This is a genomic window from Pseudomonas sp. FG35, assembly GCF_057809295.1.
Window position 1 is genome coordinate 152,425 of the sequence record NZ_JBMDJR010000001.1, and the last position, 14,882, is coordinate 167,306.

Sequence of the window (14,882 nt, forward strand, 5' to 3'; positions counted from 1 at the left end):
AGTTGTTGGTTAGTTGGGTGTTCATGTTGTTGCGCAAACACAAGTGTTGCTCAGGCAACACTCCGTTCGTCGGGCATAACCTAAGCGTTATTGGTTCTTTTGCGGCAGGCGACCGCTCGTCTAGCATCGGTAAACAGGGGGTTCTACTAACTTTGGGGTTCTTGCGCTCTAACAGCCGATAGTTGCTCAACACAGTTGGCTGCCTTTCTGAATATCAAAACTACAGCAGAAATTGCCGTGCACTGATTGCCGAGACTTCATGATTCGGCAGCGGCCGGTTATTAACTGCGATTCAAGGAGCTGTCGCATGATTCACCGTTCGCGTTCATTACTCGCCATCGCTGTTGTCAGTGCAATCTGGCAACTTCCTGCGCAAGCCGAAGAGACTTCCGCGCGCGTCGACGATGACACACGGCTGGGCACCGTGCTGGTCACCGGCACCCGGGGCACCGCACGCACGGTGCTGGATTCGCCGGTGCCGGTGGATGTGCTGACCGCCGAGGACCTGAAGACCGCCGGCGCCAGTGGCGGCGAGCTGGGCCAGGCGTTGCAGACGCTGTTGCCGTCGTTCAGTTTTCCGCGTCAGTCCAACTCCGGCGGCGCCGACCACGTGCGCGCCGCGCAGCTGCGCGGCATGAGCCCGGATCAGGTGCTGGTGCTGGTCAACGGCAAGCGCCGGCACACCTCGGCGGTGGTCAACGACTCGTCGAAAATCGGTCGCGGCACGGCGCCGGTGGACTTCAACTCGATCCCGATCAGCGCGATCAAACGCATCGAAGTGCTGCGTGACGGCGCGGGTGCGCAGTATGGCTCGGACGCGATTGCCGGGGTGATCAACATCATCCTCGACGATGCCCCCGAAGGCGGCGAAGTGTCCACCAGCTACGGCGCCTACCACACCCATCAGGACGCGATCGGCAAAACCACCACCGACGGCCAGAACAGCGTGACCACCGCCAAGATCGGCATGCGGCTGGGCGAGGAGGGCGGCTTCATTCGCGGCGGCACCGAGTTCAAGGATCGCAACCCGACCAACCGCGCCGGCTACGACGGTTTCGCCGACACCCCGGGCCAGCGCAACTACGTGATGGGCGACGGCGTGGCGCGGGACGTCAACGCCTGGTTCAACGGCGAATTGCCGCTGGCCGGCGGCAAGGCCTACAGCTTCGGCACCTACAACGAACGCCACACCACCGGCGCCGAGTTCTACCGCTACCCGTCCGAGCAGCCGCAGTTCTACCCCAACGGCTATCTGCCGCAATCGCTGGGCGACAACACCGACATCTCCGCCACCGCCGGCTACAAAGGCCTGATCGGCGACGACTGGGATTTCGACAGCAGCGTCACCCACGGTCGCAACCGCTTCGAATCGGCAACCCGTCGCACCCTCAACGTCAGCCTCGGCGCGGACTCGCCGACCCGCTTCGACACTGGCGACTATGAGTTGCGCCAGACCACCACCAACCTCGATTTCAGCCGCGAATTGCGCCTCGGTGGCCGCTCGTTCGTGCTGGCGGTGGGCGGTGAATATCGCTACGAAAACTACCTGACCTTTGCCGGGGACGAGGCTTCCTATATTGGTTCCGGGGCCGATGGCGCCAACGGCCTGCGCCCGAGTGAGGAGTCGGATCTGGATCGCAACGTGTTCGGCACCTACGCCGAATTGTCCGGTGATCTCACCGACCGTTTCTTCGTCGATGCCGCCACGCGCTGGGAACATTACGACGATGCGGGCAGCAAACTCACCGGCAAGCTCAGCGGTCGCTACAAGTTGACCGATCAATGGGCGTTGCGCGGTGCGGTGTCGAACAACTTCCGCGCGCCGTCGCTGGCCCAGAGCGGCTTCCAGAACACCACCAGCAACTTCGGCGACGGCGGCACGCTCACCGATATCCGCGTGCTGTCGGTCAACGATCCGATTGCCCGTGCCCTGGGCGCGGAAAAACTCGATCCGGAAACCTCGAAGAACTTCAGCCTCGGCCTGACGTTCCAGTTGAACGAACGCTTCGATGCGTCGCTCGACGTGTTCCGTATCGACGTCAAAGACCGCATCACCCTGTCGCAGCGAATCGGCAGCGACGCGCTGGAAAGCTACATCAATGACAACTTCGGCGTGCCGGGCGTGCACGACGTCAACTTCTTCACCAACGCTGCCGACACCAGCACCGACGGTGCCGAACTGGTGCTCAACTACCATCAGCCGTTCTACGACGGGCAACTGGGCCTGACCACCGCGTACACCTACAACCACACCAAGGTCACCAGCACCAAGGGCACGCCGTCGCAACTGACCGCCTTGGGGATCGGCAATGACGCGCTGGTCGGCGTCGAGGAACGCAACACCCTGACCGACGCCGCGCCCAAGGATCGCTTCGTGTTTTCCGCCAACTGGACCAGCGAACACTGGGGCCTGCTCGGGCGTCTGACCCGCCAGGGCGAAACTACTCGGGTGTTCGATTTCGGCGACTCGCAGCCTGAGCAAACCTACGGCGCGGTGTGGCAACTGGACGCCGAGGTGACCTACAAATTCACCCCGAAATTCAGCATCGCCCTGGGTGGCAACAACCTGACCGACAACTACCCGGAACGCTCCGGCTCGGCCATCAACTACGGCGGCAACCTGCCGTACGACGTGCTGTCGCCGATCGGCACCAACGGCGCGTATTACTACGCCACCGCGACTTACGGCTTCTGAGTCTTTTCCGCCATGGATGGCGGATCATCAGCGGGAACCTTCATGACTCAAACCAATGGCCCCAAGCGGCACCTGCCGGTGTTCCAGGCATTGCTGATCACGCTGGGCATGGTCATCACCACCGATATTCTCAAAACCGCGCCGACCGTTGCCTTGAACGTCGGGCCGGAACATTTCTATTGGGTCTGGGTGCTCGGCGCACTGGCGTCGATGGCCGGGGCCTTGTGCTTTGCCGAGATGGCCACCGCCTTCCCGCATCCGGGCGGTGACTATCATTTCCTGCGCACCGCTTACGGCGAGCGCATGGGTTTCCTGTTTGCCTGGTCGCGATTCTCGGTGATGCACACCGGGTGGATCGCGTTGTCGGCGTTCATGTTTGCCGACTACTTCAATGCTGTCGTGCCGTTGGGGCATTACGGGTCGGGGCTGTTTGCCGGCGCGATCATTGTCGCGTTGGTGCTGCTGAATCTGACGGGCAAGCACATTGGTTTCATGACGCAGACGGTATTGGTCGGGCTGCTTGCTCTCGGGTTCCTGAGTATTGCCAGCGCCGGGGTCTGGCTGGCGTGGCAAGGGATCGAACCGACGCTGCCCAGTGATCCGGTGGTGCCCGAACACACGGGCGCGGCGGAATTTTCAGCGGCGATGATCTTCGTATTTCTGGCCTTCGGCGGCTGGAGCGATGCAGCGACATTGTCCGCCGAAGTGCGCGATGGTCGACGCGGGATCTTCATCGCCATGCTCGGTGCGCTGACGGTGCTGATGGCGATCTATCTGGCGCTGAACTGGGCGTTCGTCCAAGGGCTGGGATTCGAAGGCCTGGCGGCGAGCAACGCGCCGGCGGTGGAATTGTTGAACCGCGCCTTCGGTGCTCCCGGCGTGTTGTTGATTCTGTTGATGGTTGGCATCGCGGCCATCGCCACTATCAACTCAACCTTGCTGGTCGGCGCCCGCACCACCTACGCCGCCGCCCGCGATGTGCCGCAACTGCGCCGCTTCGGTGAGTGGGATGAGCGCGATGGCGTCCCGCGCAAGGCGTTGTTGGCGGAGGGGGCGGTGGCGTTGTTGCTGGTGTTGTTTGGCAGTTTTACCCAGAGCGGTTTCAACACCATGGTTGAGTATCTGACGCCGGTGTACTGGCTGTTTCTGAGTTTGAGCAGTCTCGCGTTGATCATTCTGCGCAGGCGCTTTCCTGAGGTGCCCCGGCCGGTGAGGGTGCCGCTTTATCCGGTTTTGCCGCTGGTGTTTTTTGGGTTGTGCGTTTACATGCTGTATTCCAGCGTGACGGTGGTTGGTTTCGGCGCTTTTCTGGGGATTGGGGTATTGCTGGTGGGGGCGTTCTTGCTGGCCGGGTTGAGCTGCCTGGTGTCGACACCTCGGCAGGCTCTGCAACGGAGCGTAGATTAGAAGGACACCACCGCCGGTTGCGACAACCGCAGCACCGACAAATCCCCCGTAATCCGCTTGTACGCCAAACGAATCGCCTCGATGTCACTCTCACGCTTCGGCCCGCTTTCGTGCAGGATCACAATCACCTTCGTCGCCAGCCGCTCGGGCACTTTCGCGTCATGGTCCTTCCACTGCCCATACGCATCCAACACGCTGAACCCGTCCGGGAACCGCGTCGTCACTTCCTGATCAAGAAACTCGCGCCAGCGCGCCGGGCTCACCACACCTTCCTTGCCCTCCAGCGGCCCCACCGAGAAATACAACTCGGTGCGCACCCACTGCGCCTGCGCTGGCCGCGTGGCATCGCCTTGCAGGGTCGAACTGACGGGATCCTTGGTATGCACGGAAACCGGAGGAGGGCTGGCACACCCGGCGACCGCCAGGAACAGTGCTGCCAGTAGTAAACGTTGCGGCATGGAACTTCCTTATTGTTAAGAACTGTCCCGAATTATAGAGGGGACGGTAAATAGCAATAAAAGATTAAAAAGTGGATCGTAGCTGAACTAATGGAATAAGCAAACACGGTGAAAATAATGCCCGCTGGTTAGAACGATTATTTCTTTAAGTTATTTGCTTGGTGTTGGATTGCATATCCATGACATTTAAAAACCTGCTCCCGCATTTGCCGGATCTGTCATGGCGTCTACTCTGCTGCTGCAACGGTTCAAGTCGCACGGAACGCTGCACTTGAAGCGTTTGAACAGCAGTTTTTGATGCTCGATGGACAGCTTGTTGCGGATTTTCCAATCCTTAGAATCCGCTCCATCAACTTCTCATCCAGTTCTTAATCCTCAGGGAGCTACACCATGATGAACGCCATGCAGATGCAAATGCCGATGAACGCCAACATGCCGATGATGCCGATGACGGGCATGCCGATGATGATGGCGACCATGAGCTGCGACATGATGGACGACGGCATGATGTGCAAGATGATGCCGGCCGCTGGCATGGACATGGCCATGTTCAAGAACAGCGCTGAAATGATGCAGATGATGATGGACTGCGGCATGCCGATGATGATGCATTGCGGCAACATGAGCATGATGTGCATGTCCCCGGCGGCCATGGCCATGCCGATGATGAACATGATGATGCCGATGATGGGCATGCCGATGCCATCGATGAAGTGCGTGATGGAATGCACCATGATGGCCGACTGCATGATGTGCAAAATCATGCCGATGCCGGGCATGAACATGGACATGATGAAAAACTGCTGCGCCCTGATGATGAAGATGATGAACGACTGCAGCATGCCGATGATGATGAGCTGCAACGGCATGCCGATGATGTGCTGCACCTGCTGATTTTCGCCAGCGCATGAAAAAGCCCGACCGGGAAATTCCCGGTCGGGCTTTTTGTTGTCTGTTTGTCAGTCCAGGCGTTCGGGGTAAGTCACCACCAGATACGCCACCGCTTCACTGTCGGCGGGGTTGCGGTAACGATGGGGCTGGTCGGCGTAAAACAGAATCGAGTCGCCCGTCGACAGCAGATAGCGCTCGTCGTTGACGCTGATCTCCAGCACGCCCTGAGCCACCACCAGATTTTCCTGCACGCCGGGGCCGTGGCCTTCGGATTGATCTTCGCCCAAGGGGCTCAGACGCAGTTCGTAGAATTCCGATTGGCGCGCCACGTCAAATGGAAACAAGGCGCGACTGACAAACGCGCCGCTGGCACTCACCAGTCGCTTGCTCTGGCTCGCCGACAACACGGCCACGCCTTCAAGCGCGCGATGTTCCAGAAACGCTGCCACCGACACCTTCAAACCCTTGGCGATTTTGCACAGCACCTTGATCGACGGCACGCTGCGCCCGGATTCGATCTGCGCCAGCATCGCCCGGCTCACGCCGCACTGGCGGGCGAGGGCATCGAGCGACAGATGCCGCTTGCCGCGCAGACGTTGCAGGTTCTGCGCGACGCGTTCACAGATCGGGTCTTCTTCCAGGGATTCGAGGTTGTTCAGGTCCAGCACAGGTTCATCGGCGCTCGCCAGAAAGCGCGAGGGTTCACGCGCGTTCACGCTTGACGCGTCTCGCTGGAACGCGCGGCCTGCACCCACTGCCAAGCCTGATAACCGGCATTGCGCGCATACATTTCCCACATCAGCCGGGCCTGTTGCTGGGCGTGGCGGCGTTTGCGGTAGACGGCGATGTCGATCAGGTTGTCAGTCGGTTTCATGGCGCACTTCACTGTGTTCAATGACGGGATGAGCTGAGAGTACGCCGAGACTTTTATAACGATAAATACTGTTTTTTTATTTATTAATGCCATCAGCTTCTATGTGAGGCAAGTGACGCGCCGATGGCAGTCGGCGCGCCAAATCCTTCATTTGCTGGCGTTCAACACAATCCGGTACCGCGCCTTGCCGCTGCGCAAATGGTCGACGGCTTCATTGACCTTGCTCATCGGAAATTCCTCGACCTGCGGCAGGATCTGATGCCGCGCGCAGAATTCCAGCATGGTCGCTGCCGTGGCGGGCGAGCCGACCGGGGAGGCTGACAGGGATTTCTGTTGCGGGATCAGGTTGAACACGTGCACCGGAATCGCGTCGGGCACGATGCCGACGAAGTGCAGCCGGCCCTTGCCGCGCAGGGTGGCGAGCATGGCCGTCCAGTCGAGGTTGGCGTTGGCGGTGATCAGCAGAAAGTCGAGGGTGCCGGCAATCGCTTTCAGCGCTTCGCTGTCGGTGGAGGCGACGACCTTGTGGGCGCCGAGGCGTTTGGCTTCGTCCTGTTTGCTCAGGGAAGAGGTGAAGGCCGTGACGTCGCAACCCCAGGCATTGAGAAACCGCAGCGCCAGGTGACCGAGGCCGCCGATACCCACCACGCCGACCCGGTCGGTCGGCTTGATGTCGAATTCCACCAACGGATTGAAGACCGTGGAACCGGCGCAGAACAGCGGGCCAGCGAGGGCCGGGTCGAGATTGTCCGGGAGTTTCAGCGCCCACGCCCAGTGGGTGCGCAGCCGATCGGCGAATCCGCCATGGCTGCCGATGATCGTCGGTCTGGCGGTGGCGCAAAGGTGATGCGAACCGCCGATACAGGACGAGCAGTGCATGCAGCTGCCCTTGTACCAGCCAATACCCACGCGCTGGCCGACTTCCAGACCACGTACCTGCGGGCCTGTACGCACGATGCGGCCGACCACTTCATGGCCGGGAATGAACGGGTATTGGCTGATGCCCCAGTCGTTGTCGATCAGCGACTGGTCGGAGTGGCAGACGCCGCAGTACTCCACGGCGACTTCGACTTCTTCATCTCCCAGCGGGCCGGGGTCGTAACTGAAGCGCTCCAGCGGCGCGCCGGCCGAGGTGGCGGCCCAGCCGGTGAATGTCGTGGGTTCGGTGCTATTGCTCATGGGACACCTCCAGGTCTGGCGCTGCGGGCGCAGCCTGAAGAGTCTAGCGTGTCATCAAGCGGGCGCTAGCCAGGTGTTCAGCACGCGCCGGTCGAGCTCTTCCCAATCCGCCATGCCCAGCACTCGGGTGGTATTGAGGCCGCGCAGATAACCGCGCAACTGATTGGCCACGGCCCGCACCGACTCTGAATCGTTCGCTGACTGGCCCAGCACGGTTTCGTATTCGACCAGGTATTCGGCCACCCGGTCGCGGAATTCGGGCAGGACGGCATCGCGGATCAGATCAAAGGTTCGCACGGGTAATCCTCATCTGTTTTCGTTGTGATTGAGTGTGCAGCAGTCTGCACGCCGCGCAACTATCGGTTCAAGTAATAGTGACCATCAAGAAACGCAAGTTCTGCTTTGGCGCCGATGGGCGGAAAATCGCCTCCATCGAACACGCTGCTGAAGGAATTGCGCGATGAAGACTTTGACCCGACTGGCTGTAGTCGCCCTGCTGATGGGCGGGGTGGCCACCACCGTGGCTCCGGCTTATGCAGACGATGCCAACTCGTGCCATTTTCTGCCCGTCGCCGCCAGCAGCGCCGCGCTGCAGCACTCGCAAACCGTCGGTGTGCTGTACAGCGAAAACACTCTGGACAACCTGCAATACCTCGAGCGTTACCACGATGTGGCGGTGAACGGCGCCAGGAATGCACTCGATGCGCGGATCCGTGATGCCTTCGTCGACAGCTCCGACCCGGAGCTGGCCATCGACTGGCTGATGAGTTCGCTGCAACAACAGTTTCTCTCGGTGACCATCTACGAAAACCTTGATGCGCTGGTACAGGCCCATCCGGACGTGGTGGTGATGCTCGACACCCACAACCGTCTGCTGACCCAACGCAACAGCCAGGTCGAAGCGCGGTTCGCTGCACGCTTCTACGACGCCAACCTGCAATACATCGGCAAGGCCGAAGGCGCGGTGGAGAAGCAACTGCCTTCGGTGTGGGTACACAACAAGGCCGCGCCTGAAATCGCTGCCGGAATCGAACAGCAACGCGATCTGCAATTGAGTGCCTTGAAGCAGTTCGATGACTCGCTCAAAGCCCTGGTAAGTGCAGGCTGAACACCCCAACCAAAAACGGCAACGGCAGTGCCCGTGACACTGAACGTTGCCGAAGAACCGAACCTTTTATTTTCAGGATTTTATCCATGCGTGCCTTTTTTATCCCTGCCATGGCTTTTGCCAGTTTATTGCTGACCGCTTGCGCCTCCGCGCCGAACGACCCGACGCTGACCCTGCAGACGCACAAGACGCCTGCCCAGTACGCCGAATGCGTGGTGCCCAAGCTGCAGGGCAGCGCGCTGAACCCGACCGTGTCACAGACCCAGCGCAGCTACCGGATCGTGGTACCGAGCAAGGTGGCGGCGGACAACGTGCTGGAAGCCTACAAGGCACAGGACGGCGGCAAGGTGTTTTTGTATGAGCGCCACTTGCTGGCTTCGAGTTTCATGCCGTCGAGTTTTGAACGGGCTGCCCAGGAGTGCCTGTAACGCCTGACGGGTAACGCTTTTTGACGATGCTCCTTTGGTTGGCCGCAACCAACCAATTCCTTTGCCCCGCACCTTGCGGGGCTTTTTTTTGCCCGGCGTTTGGCGCAGTCGGCGCTACGCTGGATAGCGGAAAAGGTTTCGGGAGTACAAGGATATGAAGAAGGACAGCAGCGGCGCGGCGACTGAAAATCCCTCTGTGCTGATCGATGCAAGAATCAAGGAACTGAATGACTGGCGCGGCCAGAAGCTGGCCGAGATCCGTGCAATCATTCACGAGGCCGACCCGGAGGTCGTCGAGGAGTGGAAGTGGCGCGGCGTTCCGGTCTGGTCACACAACGGCATGATCTGCACCGGGGAAACCTACAAGGCCGTGGTGAAAATGACCTTCGCCAAAGGCGCGGCGCTGGAGGATCCGTCACGACTGTTCAACGCCAGTCTGGAGGGCAATACCCGGCGGGCGATTGATATTCACGAAGACGACAAGATCGATACCAAGGCTCTGAAAGCGCTGGTGCGTTCGGCTATTACGTTGAATTTGAAAAAATGATATGCCGTTGAGGCAGAGGTAAAATGGAGGAGGGTGAAACGAGGAAAAAATGGCAGGGGCGGCTGGATTCGAACCAACGCATGGCAGGATCAAAACCTGCTGCCTTACCGCTTGGCGACGCCCCTGTAGCTATTGGTTTCAGTCCCGGGAGGACCTCTGCAACAGTGGGCGGCACTTTACCAGCGCTCTTCCATTCTGTGAAGCCCTGAAACAAATAAATTTCAGGGAAAACAGCTACTTATTTCCCGGACGGCAGCGCCGGTCAGACTTTCCGGGCTTTTTCAGCGATGGCCCCGAGAATCAGAGCGACCGAAGAAGCCCGAAAGACGGGCGAACGGCACCCGCCGCCGTCTCAACTCAATGAACTCGGCACTCCCGCCAGTAAACCGGTCAGCGTCTTCATGATTGCCTGCTGCCGGGCCCGGTCGTTCAGGTGCCGGGCCTCGGCGGCGGCGACATCGGCGCGGCAGTGCGGGCAGATCGATTCGTGGGGGTGGATGTATTGCAGGCAGTCGCGGCACAGGGCCAGTTGTGTCGGCAGGCGTCCTTCCTCGGGGGACGACTGGCCCTGATTGATCCAGGCCAGTTTGATCACTTGCCCGCTGTCGCTGACGCTGCTGACTTTTTCGCCGGTGTCGATGCGTTCAGTGATCAGGTCAAAACGTCCGACCGCAAACGAGCGCTGGGCGGCGTCCTCGACTTTGACGATGCGCTCGCGCAAACCCTGTTTCTGCAATTCCAGGGTTCGGTAGTGGCAGTAAGGATTGTTGCCGGGTTTTCCCAGCAGCGAGTGCGAGGTCCAGGTGCAGCCGCCCCGGCAGACGTCGTTGTAATAGCAGCTTCGGCAGTAGCCCCACAGATCATCGACCGAGCGCAGGCGGCCGAAGTGCATGCCTTCGCTGTAGTGCCAGATATCGTGCAGGCTCATGTTGCGCACGTTGCCGCCGGAAAAACCGACGGTCGCCAGTGACGGGCAACCTTTCACCGTGCCGTCCGCTTCCAGCGCCAGCACGGTCTGGCCGGCGGCGCAGCCGCTCCAGTGCACGCGCTCATCACCGAAGCCGCGCCACAGATGTTCGTAAGGGCCGTAATAACCGATGTTATTGCCGACGTTCATCAGCAATCCGCGATCCAGTCCTTCGCGATACAACCGGGCCAGCAGCGGCATCACTTCCAGCAGCTTATACGGCTGGAGCAACAGTTCCGGATGGTCGACGGCGTTGCCCATGGCCACCGTGATCTGGATCTGCCAATGGGTGGCGCCGAGCTCGATGATGGTGTCCATCAGCTCCGGCAGGTCCGGCAACGTGGCCGCGCCGATCTGGGTGTTGACGCTCACCGCCAGCCCCGACGCCTTGGCCCGGCGCAGGGTGTCCACAGCCTTGTCGAACGAACCGGACACGTTGCGCACCTTGTCGTGCAGCGGCGCGAGTCCGTCCAGGGAAATGCCGACCCCGTTGAGCCCGGCATCGACCGCTGCCTGCATCTTCGCCGGTGTGAGATTGCGCCCACCGGTCTGGATCGCGCAGTACATGCCATGGTCGTGGATGGCGCGGATCAGTTGCGTCCAGTCCTTGCGCAGATAGGCTTCGCCGCCGATCAGGGTGATCTCGCGGGTGCCGAGGGCGGCGAGGGAATCGATTACCTCGAGGCATTCGCGGGTGTTGAGTTCATCGGGACGCCGATGCCCCGCGCGGGAGCCGCAATGCAGACACTTGAGGTCGCAGGCGAGTGTGATTTCCCAGACCACGTGCACCGGCACGTAGCGTTTGAGATCGGTGTCGCTGAGGTAGCGGGCAGGGCGGTTGTCTGTCATGGGAGATCCTTGCGCACGGGCCTGTGCGCGGCACGATTGGACTGACCTCGATGGGCTGGAAGACCGGGCGCGGTCACCCAGGACCGCGCCCGGGCCGTACGACTTAGCGTGCTTCCAGTCGCGCGATTTCCGCATTCAACTGCTCAAGGGCACTGCGCAAGGCGCCCTCGTGGGCCAGCTGTTGCTCGCCTTGCTGCACGGCGACTTTCAACTGCGCCAGATCACCGCTGGCCTGTGCCGTTTGCACGGCCACGGCATACAGCGGCTGGACGTGATGCTCGGGCGGCAGTGGCTCGACACTTGGTGCCTGATGCACGGCGACGTGCCGCACGTCCTGCCACTGGCCGCTTTCGTTGTAGCGGTAATCGACAAAGCCGCTGGTCCAGTCGCCCAGAATGCCTTTGAGGTGGAAGGTCTGGGCGATCTGACTCAGCGGACCGCTCGGGCTGCCGTCGAGGGTGAGAATGATGTAATTCTCGGCCGACGGCGTCAGCCTGGCCTCGGAATAATCGCCCCAGACCCGGGCATGGAAGTTGACCGGAGGCCAGGTGCTTTGAAACACGCTCGCGGTGCCGCTGACTTTTTTGCGGACAGTATCGACCACGATATCGAGGGTCAGAACCGGTGCGCCCAGCAGTGAATTGCTGGCGATGAGGCGGGTGTGAAAAAGTCCGATCGACATGATGCTGCTCCCTTGTGAAAGAAATGGTTCCTGTAGCCGATCAGCGACTTTGCGAGCGGCTGATTTCTGTCTTGGCGGCGTCCACCGCTATGCGCAATTGCGGCAATTGCTCCAGCTGCTGTCTGGCCTGTGCGGACAGACTCTTCATCTGCGCCAGGTCACCGCTGGCGATGGCGCCCTGAATCGGCGCGGCATACAGCGGCAGGACCGGTTTGTGCGGCTCGATCACCGGGCCGGGATTGAAAGCCTGAAGAACGTTCGAAGGCACCTCCACCAGATGCGCCGGCACGTTGTTCAGTTCGTGCCAGCGCTGGCCGTCGAAGTACTCATAGTTGGCCACGCCTTCGCGCCAGTCGGTGCCGATCACCAGATGGATCTTGAAGTTGATGATGGAGTTGGAACCGGGGCCGCCATGGTTGCCCTGGGCGGTGATCAGGATCTTGCTGACACCGGGCTTCATCACCGTCATGTAGGTGTATTCGCCCCAGACGTCCGAGTCGATGTCGAGCGGCGGATTGGTCGCCTGAGTCACCGCGGCGTTGCCGGTGACCTGCTGCTGTGGCGTGGACACCAGCAGGTTCAGCGCAAGACTCTGCGCCCCCGGCTGGCCCGTACCGATCCGGTAGCTCACCGGGAACAAGCCGACATTTTGCTGAGTTGCTGACATGTTGATTGCCTCCATTGCAATGTGGGAAATGGCCTTAGGGTTTTTCCAGTCGAGAAACTTCTTTGGCCAGTTTTTCGTACGCGGTTTGTAGCTCCTTCGCTTCCGGCTTCGTTGAATCGCGCTGCTTCAACAAAGTCTTCATCTGTTGCAGATCGCCGCCGGTGATCGCGCTCTGGATGGCGACGCCGTAGGGCGGGATGTTGTGGTTTGAACCGGTCATATCGAGGCCTTCCTCGTGGGTGTGTGCCGCTCGACCCCTTGCGCAGAAGGGGCGCCTTTCCTGACAGGCAGGCGAACGACATCCGCCAGAACCACCGGCAACCGGGATTCTCGGCGACGTGACAACCTGATCCGTCGGGATCTGATCAATTCGCAAACAGGGTTCGCGCAGGGGCGACGCCGCAGCGCCGGCTCACGCGCAAGCGTCGTCAGCCAAAACCGTCGGGCCTGACCTCGGGCGTCAATGAAGGGGTTTGCCGAAAGGGCAAATGGGGAAATCTCGCCTGTACGTTGGTCATCTTTCTGTCCTTGATAGAAAGCAACGAAACACAGGGATAGGTCGTTCACTCTTCAAGAGTGCAATACCCGCGCAAGCACAAAAACCATCCCTGATTTTTCTTCCAGTGCCGCTGATGGCGCTCGTCGAGGACGTTTGCCAAGTGGCCAGCATTTTGCCAGCCACGCAACCCTAGACCCGTTTGTGCAGGGCTGCCAGAAAAAGCGCCGAACGGTCATTCTGGCCGTTGCGGTGTGCGCCACCGCAACCGCTATCACTTGGCATTCATCCAGTGTTCAGGCGAAGAAACCGAGCAACAGCGTCGCCAGAATCACCGTCGAGGCGCCGCCGATCCGGGTGGAAATCTGCGCAAAGGGCATCAGTGACATCCGGTTCGACGCCGACAGGATCGCGACGTCGCCGGTGCCGCCCAGACCGCTGTGGCAGCAGGTCACGATGGCCGATTCGATGGGGTACATCTTCATCAGGTTGCCAATGAAAAAACCGGCGACGGTCATCGACACCACCACGCTGAGGCACACCAGCACATAGCCGATCGAAAACACCTTCACCACGCTGTCGAGCGGCACATACAACATTCCAAGACCGATCATCACCGGCCAGATGAAGGCGGCGGAAACCAGTTTGTAGAAAGACTGCGCGCCTTTTTCCAGCTTCTCCGGCAGCACGCGCACGTATTTGAACAGCACCGCCGCGAGAATCATCATCACCGGCCCCGGAATCCCGACGACCTTTTCCAGCAGGCCACCGAGCAAGAAGAACGCACAGATGACCAGCACGCCAGCGCCCATGAGTCGCAGGTCGATGGCGGTGGCGGACTCATCCTTGACCTTGAATTTATCGTTTTCGGCTTTCGCCCGAATCAGCGCCCCTTCACCGTTGATGGCCGGGCGTTTCAGCGCCAGCCGTGCCAGGTAACCGGCGCAGATGATCGCTGCAATGTTGCCGACCACGGCCGCCGGGACCAGTTGCGCGACATAGATGTCCGGCGTGCCGCCGAGGATCGTCGAATAGGCCAGGGACAGCGGCAGGATGCCTTCGCCGATGCCGCCGCCGATGATCGGCACGATGATGAAAAAGAACGTGTGGTAAGCGCTGTAGCCGGCAAGCTTGCCGACGATCAGCCCGCTCGCGACGGCGGCCAGGGTGCCGGCCAGCAAGGGGATGAACATGCGGATCATGCCCTGGACCAGAATGAACCGGCTCATGCCCAGGATGCTGCCGACCACCAGGCTGGCGATCACGAAGTACAGGAAGTTGGCTTCCTTCATCAGCATTTTGGTCGCGTCGATCGTCGGCGCGCCGAAGAAGCCGTAGAACACCAGCACCGACGGCAGCATCAGGCACAGGATGGCGCCGCCACCGATTTCCCTGAGGATCGGCAGACGCGAGCCCATCTGGCCGAAGAACACGCCCATGGTCATGATCACGGCCAGTCCACCGATCATGTTCTTCGGCAGAAAGCCGAGGTGGGCCGACAGAAACACGATCACGGCGATGCCGAGGAAGATCGGCAGCGGGATGACGCCGATCTCGTAGGTGCGCAGGCGCTGGATGATGCCGTCGGCGCGCGGGCCGTCGACGTTCAGGGATTGCTCAAGGGAGTCGCTCAT

Annotated in this window: 16 protein-coding genes and 1 tRNA gene; 6 read left to right on the forward strand and 11 right to left on the reverse strand. The window is 60.6% G+C overall.

All coding sequences use genetic code 11. The annotated features are described in order from the left end of the window. Positions 1-307: 307 nt before the first annotated feature. A complete protein-coding gene (locus tag ACODTD_RS00610; protein ID WP_221614908.1) occupies positions 308-2,695 on the forward strand; it encodes a TonB-dependent receptor plug domain-containing protein in 2,388 nt (795 codons plus the stop codon). Between the two features lie 42 nt (positions 2,696-2,737). Then, positions 2,738-4,102, forward strand: coding sequence for an APC family permease (locus ACODTD_RS00615; RefSeq protein WP_489104295.1), 1,365 nt, complete (start codon positions 2,738-2,740; stop codon positions 4,100-4,102). Here ACODTD_RS00615 and ACODTD_RS00620 read toward each other — a convergent pair. Beyond that, on the reverse strand, positions 4,099-4,560 hold the full coding sequence (locus ACODTD_RS00620; RefSeq protein ID WP_011333768.1) for a DUF3574 domain-containing protein: 462 nt from the start codon (positions 4,558-4,560) through the stop codon (positions 4,099-4,101). The genes ACODTD_RS00615 and ACODTD_RS00620 overlap by 4 nt on opposite strands. Before the next feature lie 390 nt (positions 4,561-4,950). Here ACODTD_RS00620 and ACODTD_RS00625 point away from each other — a divergent pair, with 390 nt between their 5' ends. Beyond that, entirely contained in the window at positions 4,951-5,454 is a 504-nt protein-coding gene (locus ACODTD_RS00625) for a hypothetical protein (RefSeq protein ID WP_080511011.1), read from the forward strand. A 65-nt stretch (positions 5,455-5,519) separates the two neighbouring features. Here the strand turns inward: ACODTD_RS00625 and ACODTD_RS00630 are convergent, their stop codons facing one another. From ACODTD_RS00630 to ACODTD_RS00645, 4 genes are all read right to left on the reverse strand, one after another. Then, a complete protein-coding gene (locus tag ACODTD_RS00630) occupies positions 5,520-6,110 on the reverse strand; it encodes a helix-turn-helix domain-containing protein (protein WP_181457861.1) in 591 nt (196 codons plus the stop codon). A 53-nt stretch (positions 6,111-6,163) separates the two neighbouring features. Then, positions 6,164-6,325, reverse strand: coding sequence for a hypothetical protein (locus ACODTD_RS00635; RefSeq protein WP_221614906.1), 162 nt, complete (start codon positions 6,323-6,325; stop codon positions 6,164-6,166). A 147-nt stretch (positions 6,326-6,472) separates the two neighbouring features. Beyond that, positions 6,473-7,504: an NADPH-dependent aldehyde reductase Ahr gene (ahr, locus tag ACODTD_RS00640; protein ID WP_221614905.1), complete on the reverse strand. Its 1,032-nt coding sequence runs from the start codon at positions 7,502-7,504 to the stop codon at positions 6,473-6,475. Positions 7,505-7,558: 54 nt separating this feature from the next. After that, the gene (locus tag ACODTD_RS00645; RefSeq protein WP_011333772.1) at positions 7,559-7,801 is read right to left on the reverse strand and encodes a hypothetical protein; all 243 of its coding nucleotides are present in this window, start codon (positions 7,799-7,801) and stop codon (positions 7,559-7,561) included. Between the two features lie 163 nt (positions 7,802-7,964). Here ACODTD_RS00645 and ACODTD_RS00650 point away from each other — a divergent pair, with 163 nt between their 5' ends. The 3 genes from ACODTD_RS00650 to ACODTD_RS00660 all read left to right on the forward strand — a co-directional run bounded on the left by ACODTD_RS00650 (position 7,965) and on the right by ACODTD_RS00660 (position 9,587). Then, complete coding sequence (locus tag ACODTD_RS00650) at positions 7,965-8,612, forward strand: ATPase (RefSeq protein ID WP_489104296.1); 648 nt, start codon at positions 7,965-7,967, stop codon at positions 8,610-8,612. Between the two features lie 86 nt (positions 8,613-8,698). Beyond that, complete coding sequence (locus tag ACODTD_RS00655) at positions 8,699-9,040, forward strand: YajG family lipoprotein (RefSeq protein ID WP_011333774.1); 342 nt, start codon at positions 8,699-8,701, stop codon at positions 9,038-9,040. A 154-nt stretch (positions 9,041-9,194) separates the two neighbouring features. After that, positions 9,195-9,587, forward strand: coding sequence for a DUF1801 domain-containing protein (locus tag ACODTD_RS00660; protein ID WP_489104297.1), 393 nt, complete (start codon positions 9,195-9,197; stop codon positions 9,585-9,587). Between the two features lie 50 nt (positions 9,588-9,637). On the opposite strand, the gene ACODTD_RS00665 is transcribed toward ACODTD_RS00660, so the two are convergent. The 6 genes from ACODTD_RS00665 to ACODTD_RS00690 all read right to left on the reverse strand — a co-directional run bounded on the left by ACODTD_RS00665 (position 9,638) and on the right by ACODTD_RS00690 (position 14,882). Next, positions 9,638-9,712 (reverse strand) — tRNA-Gln (locus ACODTD_RS00665). Between the two features lie 227 nt (positions 9,713-9,939). Beyond that, positions 9,940-11,403 (reverse strand): GDL motif peptide-associated radical SAM/SPASM maturase, encoded by a 1,464-nt coding sequence (locus ACODTD_RS00670; protein ID WP_489104298.1) that lies wholly within the window; start codon positions 11,401-11,403, stop codon positions 9,940-9,942. A 103-nt stretch (positions 11,404-11,506) separates the two neighbouring features. Continuing rightward, positions 11,507-12,085, reverse strand: a complete 579-nt coding sequence (locus tag ACODTD_RS00675) for a DUF1842 domain-containing protein (RefSeq protein WP_011333777.1) — start codon at positions 12,083-12,085, stop codon at positions 11,507-11,509. A 40-nt stretch (positions 12,086-12,125) separates the two neighbouring features. After that, the gene (locus ACODTD_RS00680; protein WP_011333778.1) at positions 12,126-12,752 is read right to left on the reverse strand and encodes a DUF1842 domain-containing protein; all 627 of its coding nucleotides are present in this window, start codon (positions 12,750-12,752) and stop codon (positions 12,126-12,128) included. Between the two features lie 34 nt (positions 12,753-12,786). Continuing rightward, a complete protein-coding gene (locus tag ACODTD_RS00685; RefSeq protein ID WP_041475227.1) occupies positions 12,787-12,972 on the reverse strand; it encodes a DUF1843 domain-containing protein in 186 nt (61 codons plus the stop codon). Between the two features lie 572 nt (positions 12,973-13,544). Beyond that, a complete protein-coding gene (locus tag ACODTD_RS00690; RefSeq protein ID WP_221614899.1) occupies positions 13,545-14,882 on the reverse strand; it encodes a 2-hydroxycarboxylate transporter family protein in 1,338 nt (445 codons plus the stop codon).

Excerpts from the sequence above, each read along its gene's own strand:
- ACODTD_RS00680 (WP_011333778.1), bottom strand. The coding sequence starts at position 12,752 with ATGTCAGCAACTCAGCAAAATGTCGGCTTGTTCCCGGTGAGCTACCGG.
- ACODTD_RS00625 (WP_080511011.1), top strand. The coding sequence starts at position 4,951 with ATGATGAACGCCATGCAGATGCAAATGCCGATGAACGCCAACATGCCG.
- ACODTD_RS00635 (WP_221614906.1), bottom strand. The coding sequence starts at position 6,325 with ATGAAACCGACTGACAACCTGATCGACATCGCCGTCTACCGCAAACGC.
- ACODTD_RS00620 (WP_011333768.1), bottom strand. The coding sequence starts at position 4,560 with ATGCCGCAACGTTTACTACTGGCAGCACTGTTCCTGGCGGTCGCCGGG.
- ACODTD_RS00685 (WP_041475227.1), bottom strand. The coding sequence starts at position 12,972 with ATGACCGGTTCAAACCACAACATCCCGCCCTACGGCGTCGCCATCCAG.
- ACODTD_RS00650 (WP_489104296.1), top strand. The coding sequence starts at position 7,965 with ATGAAGACTTTGACCCGACTGGCTGTAGTCGCCCTGCTGATGGGCGGG.
- ahr (WP_221614905.1), bottom strand. The coding sequence starts at position 7,504 with ATGAGCAATAGCACCGAACCCACGACATTCACCGGCTGGGCCGCCACC.
- ACODTD_RS00690 (WP_221614899.1), bottom strand. The coding sequence starts at position 14,882 with ATGAGCGACTCCCTTGAGCAATCCCTGAACGTCGACGGCCCGCGCGCC.
- ACODTD_RS00660 (WP_489104297.1), top strand. The coding sequence starts at position 9,195 with ATGAAGAAGGACAGCAGCGGCGCGGCGACTGAAAATCCCTCTGTGCTG.
- ACODTD_RS00670 (WP_489104298.1), bottom strand. The coding sequence starts at position 11,403 with ATGACAGACAACCGCCCTGCCCGCTACCTCAGCGACACCGATCTCAAA.
- ACODTD_RS00655 (WP_011333774.1), top strand. The coding sequence starts at position 8,699 with ATGCGTGCCTTTTTTATCCCTGCCATGGCTTTTGCCAGTTTATTGCTG.
- ACODTD_RS00610 (WP_221614908.1), top strand. The coding sequence starts at position 308 with ATGATTCACCGTTCGCGTTCATTACTCGCCATCGCTGTTGTCAGTGCA.
- ACODTD_RS00675 (WP_011333777.1), bottom strand. The coding sequence starts at position 12,085 with ATGTCGATCGGACTTTTTCACACCCGCCTCATCGCCAGCAATTCACTG.
- ACODTD_RS00615 (WP_489104295.1), top strand. The coding sequence starts at position 2,738 with ATGACTCAAACCAATGGCCCCAAGCGGCACCTGCCGGTGTTCCAGGCA.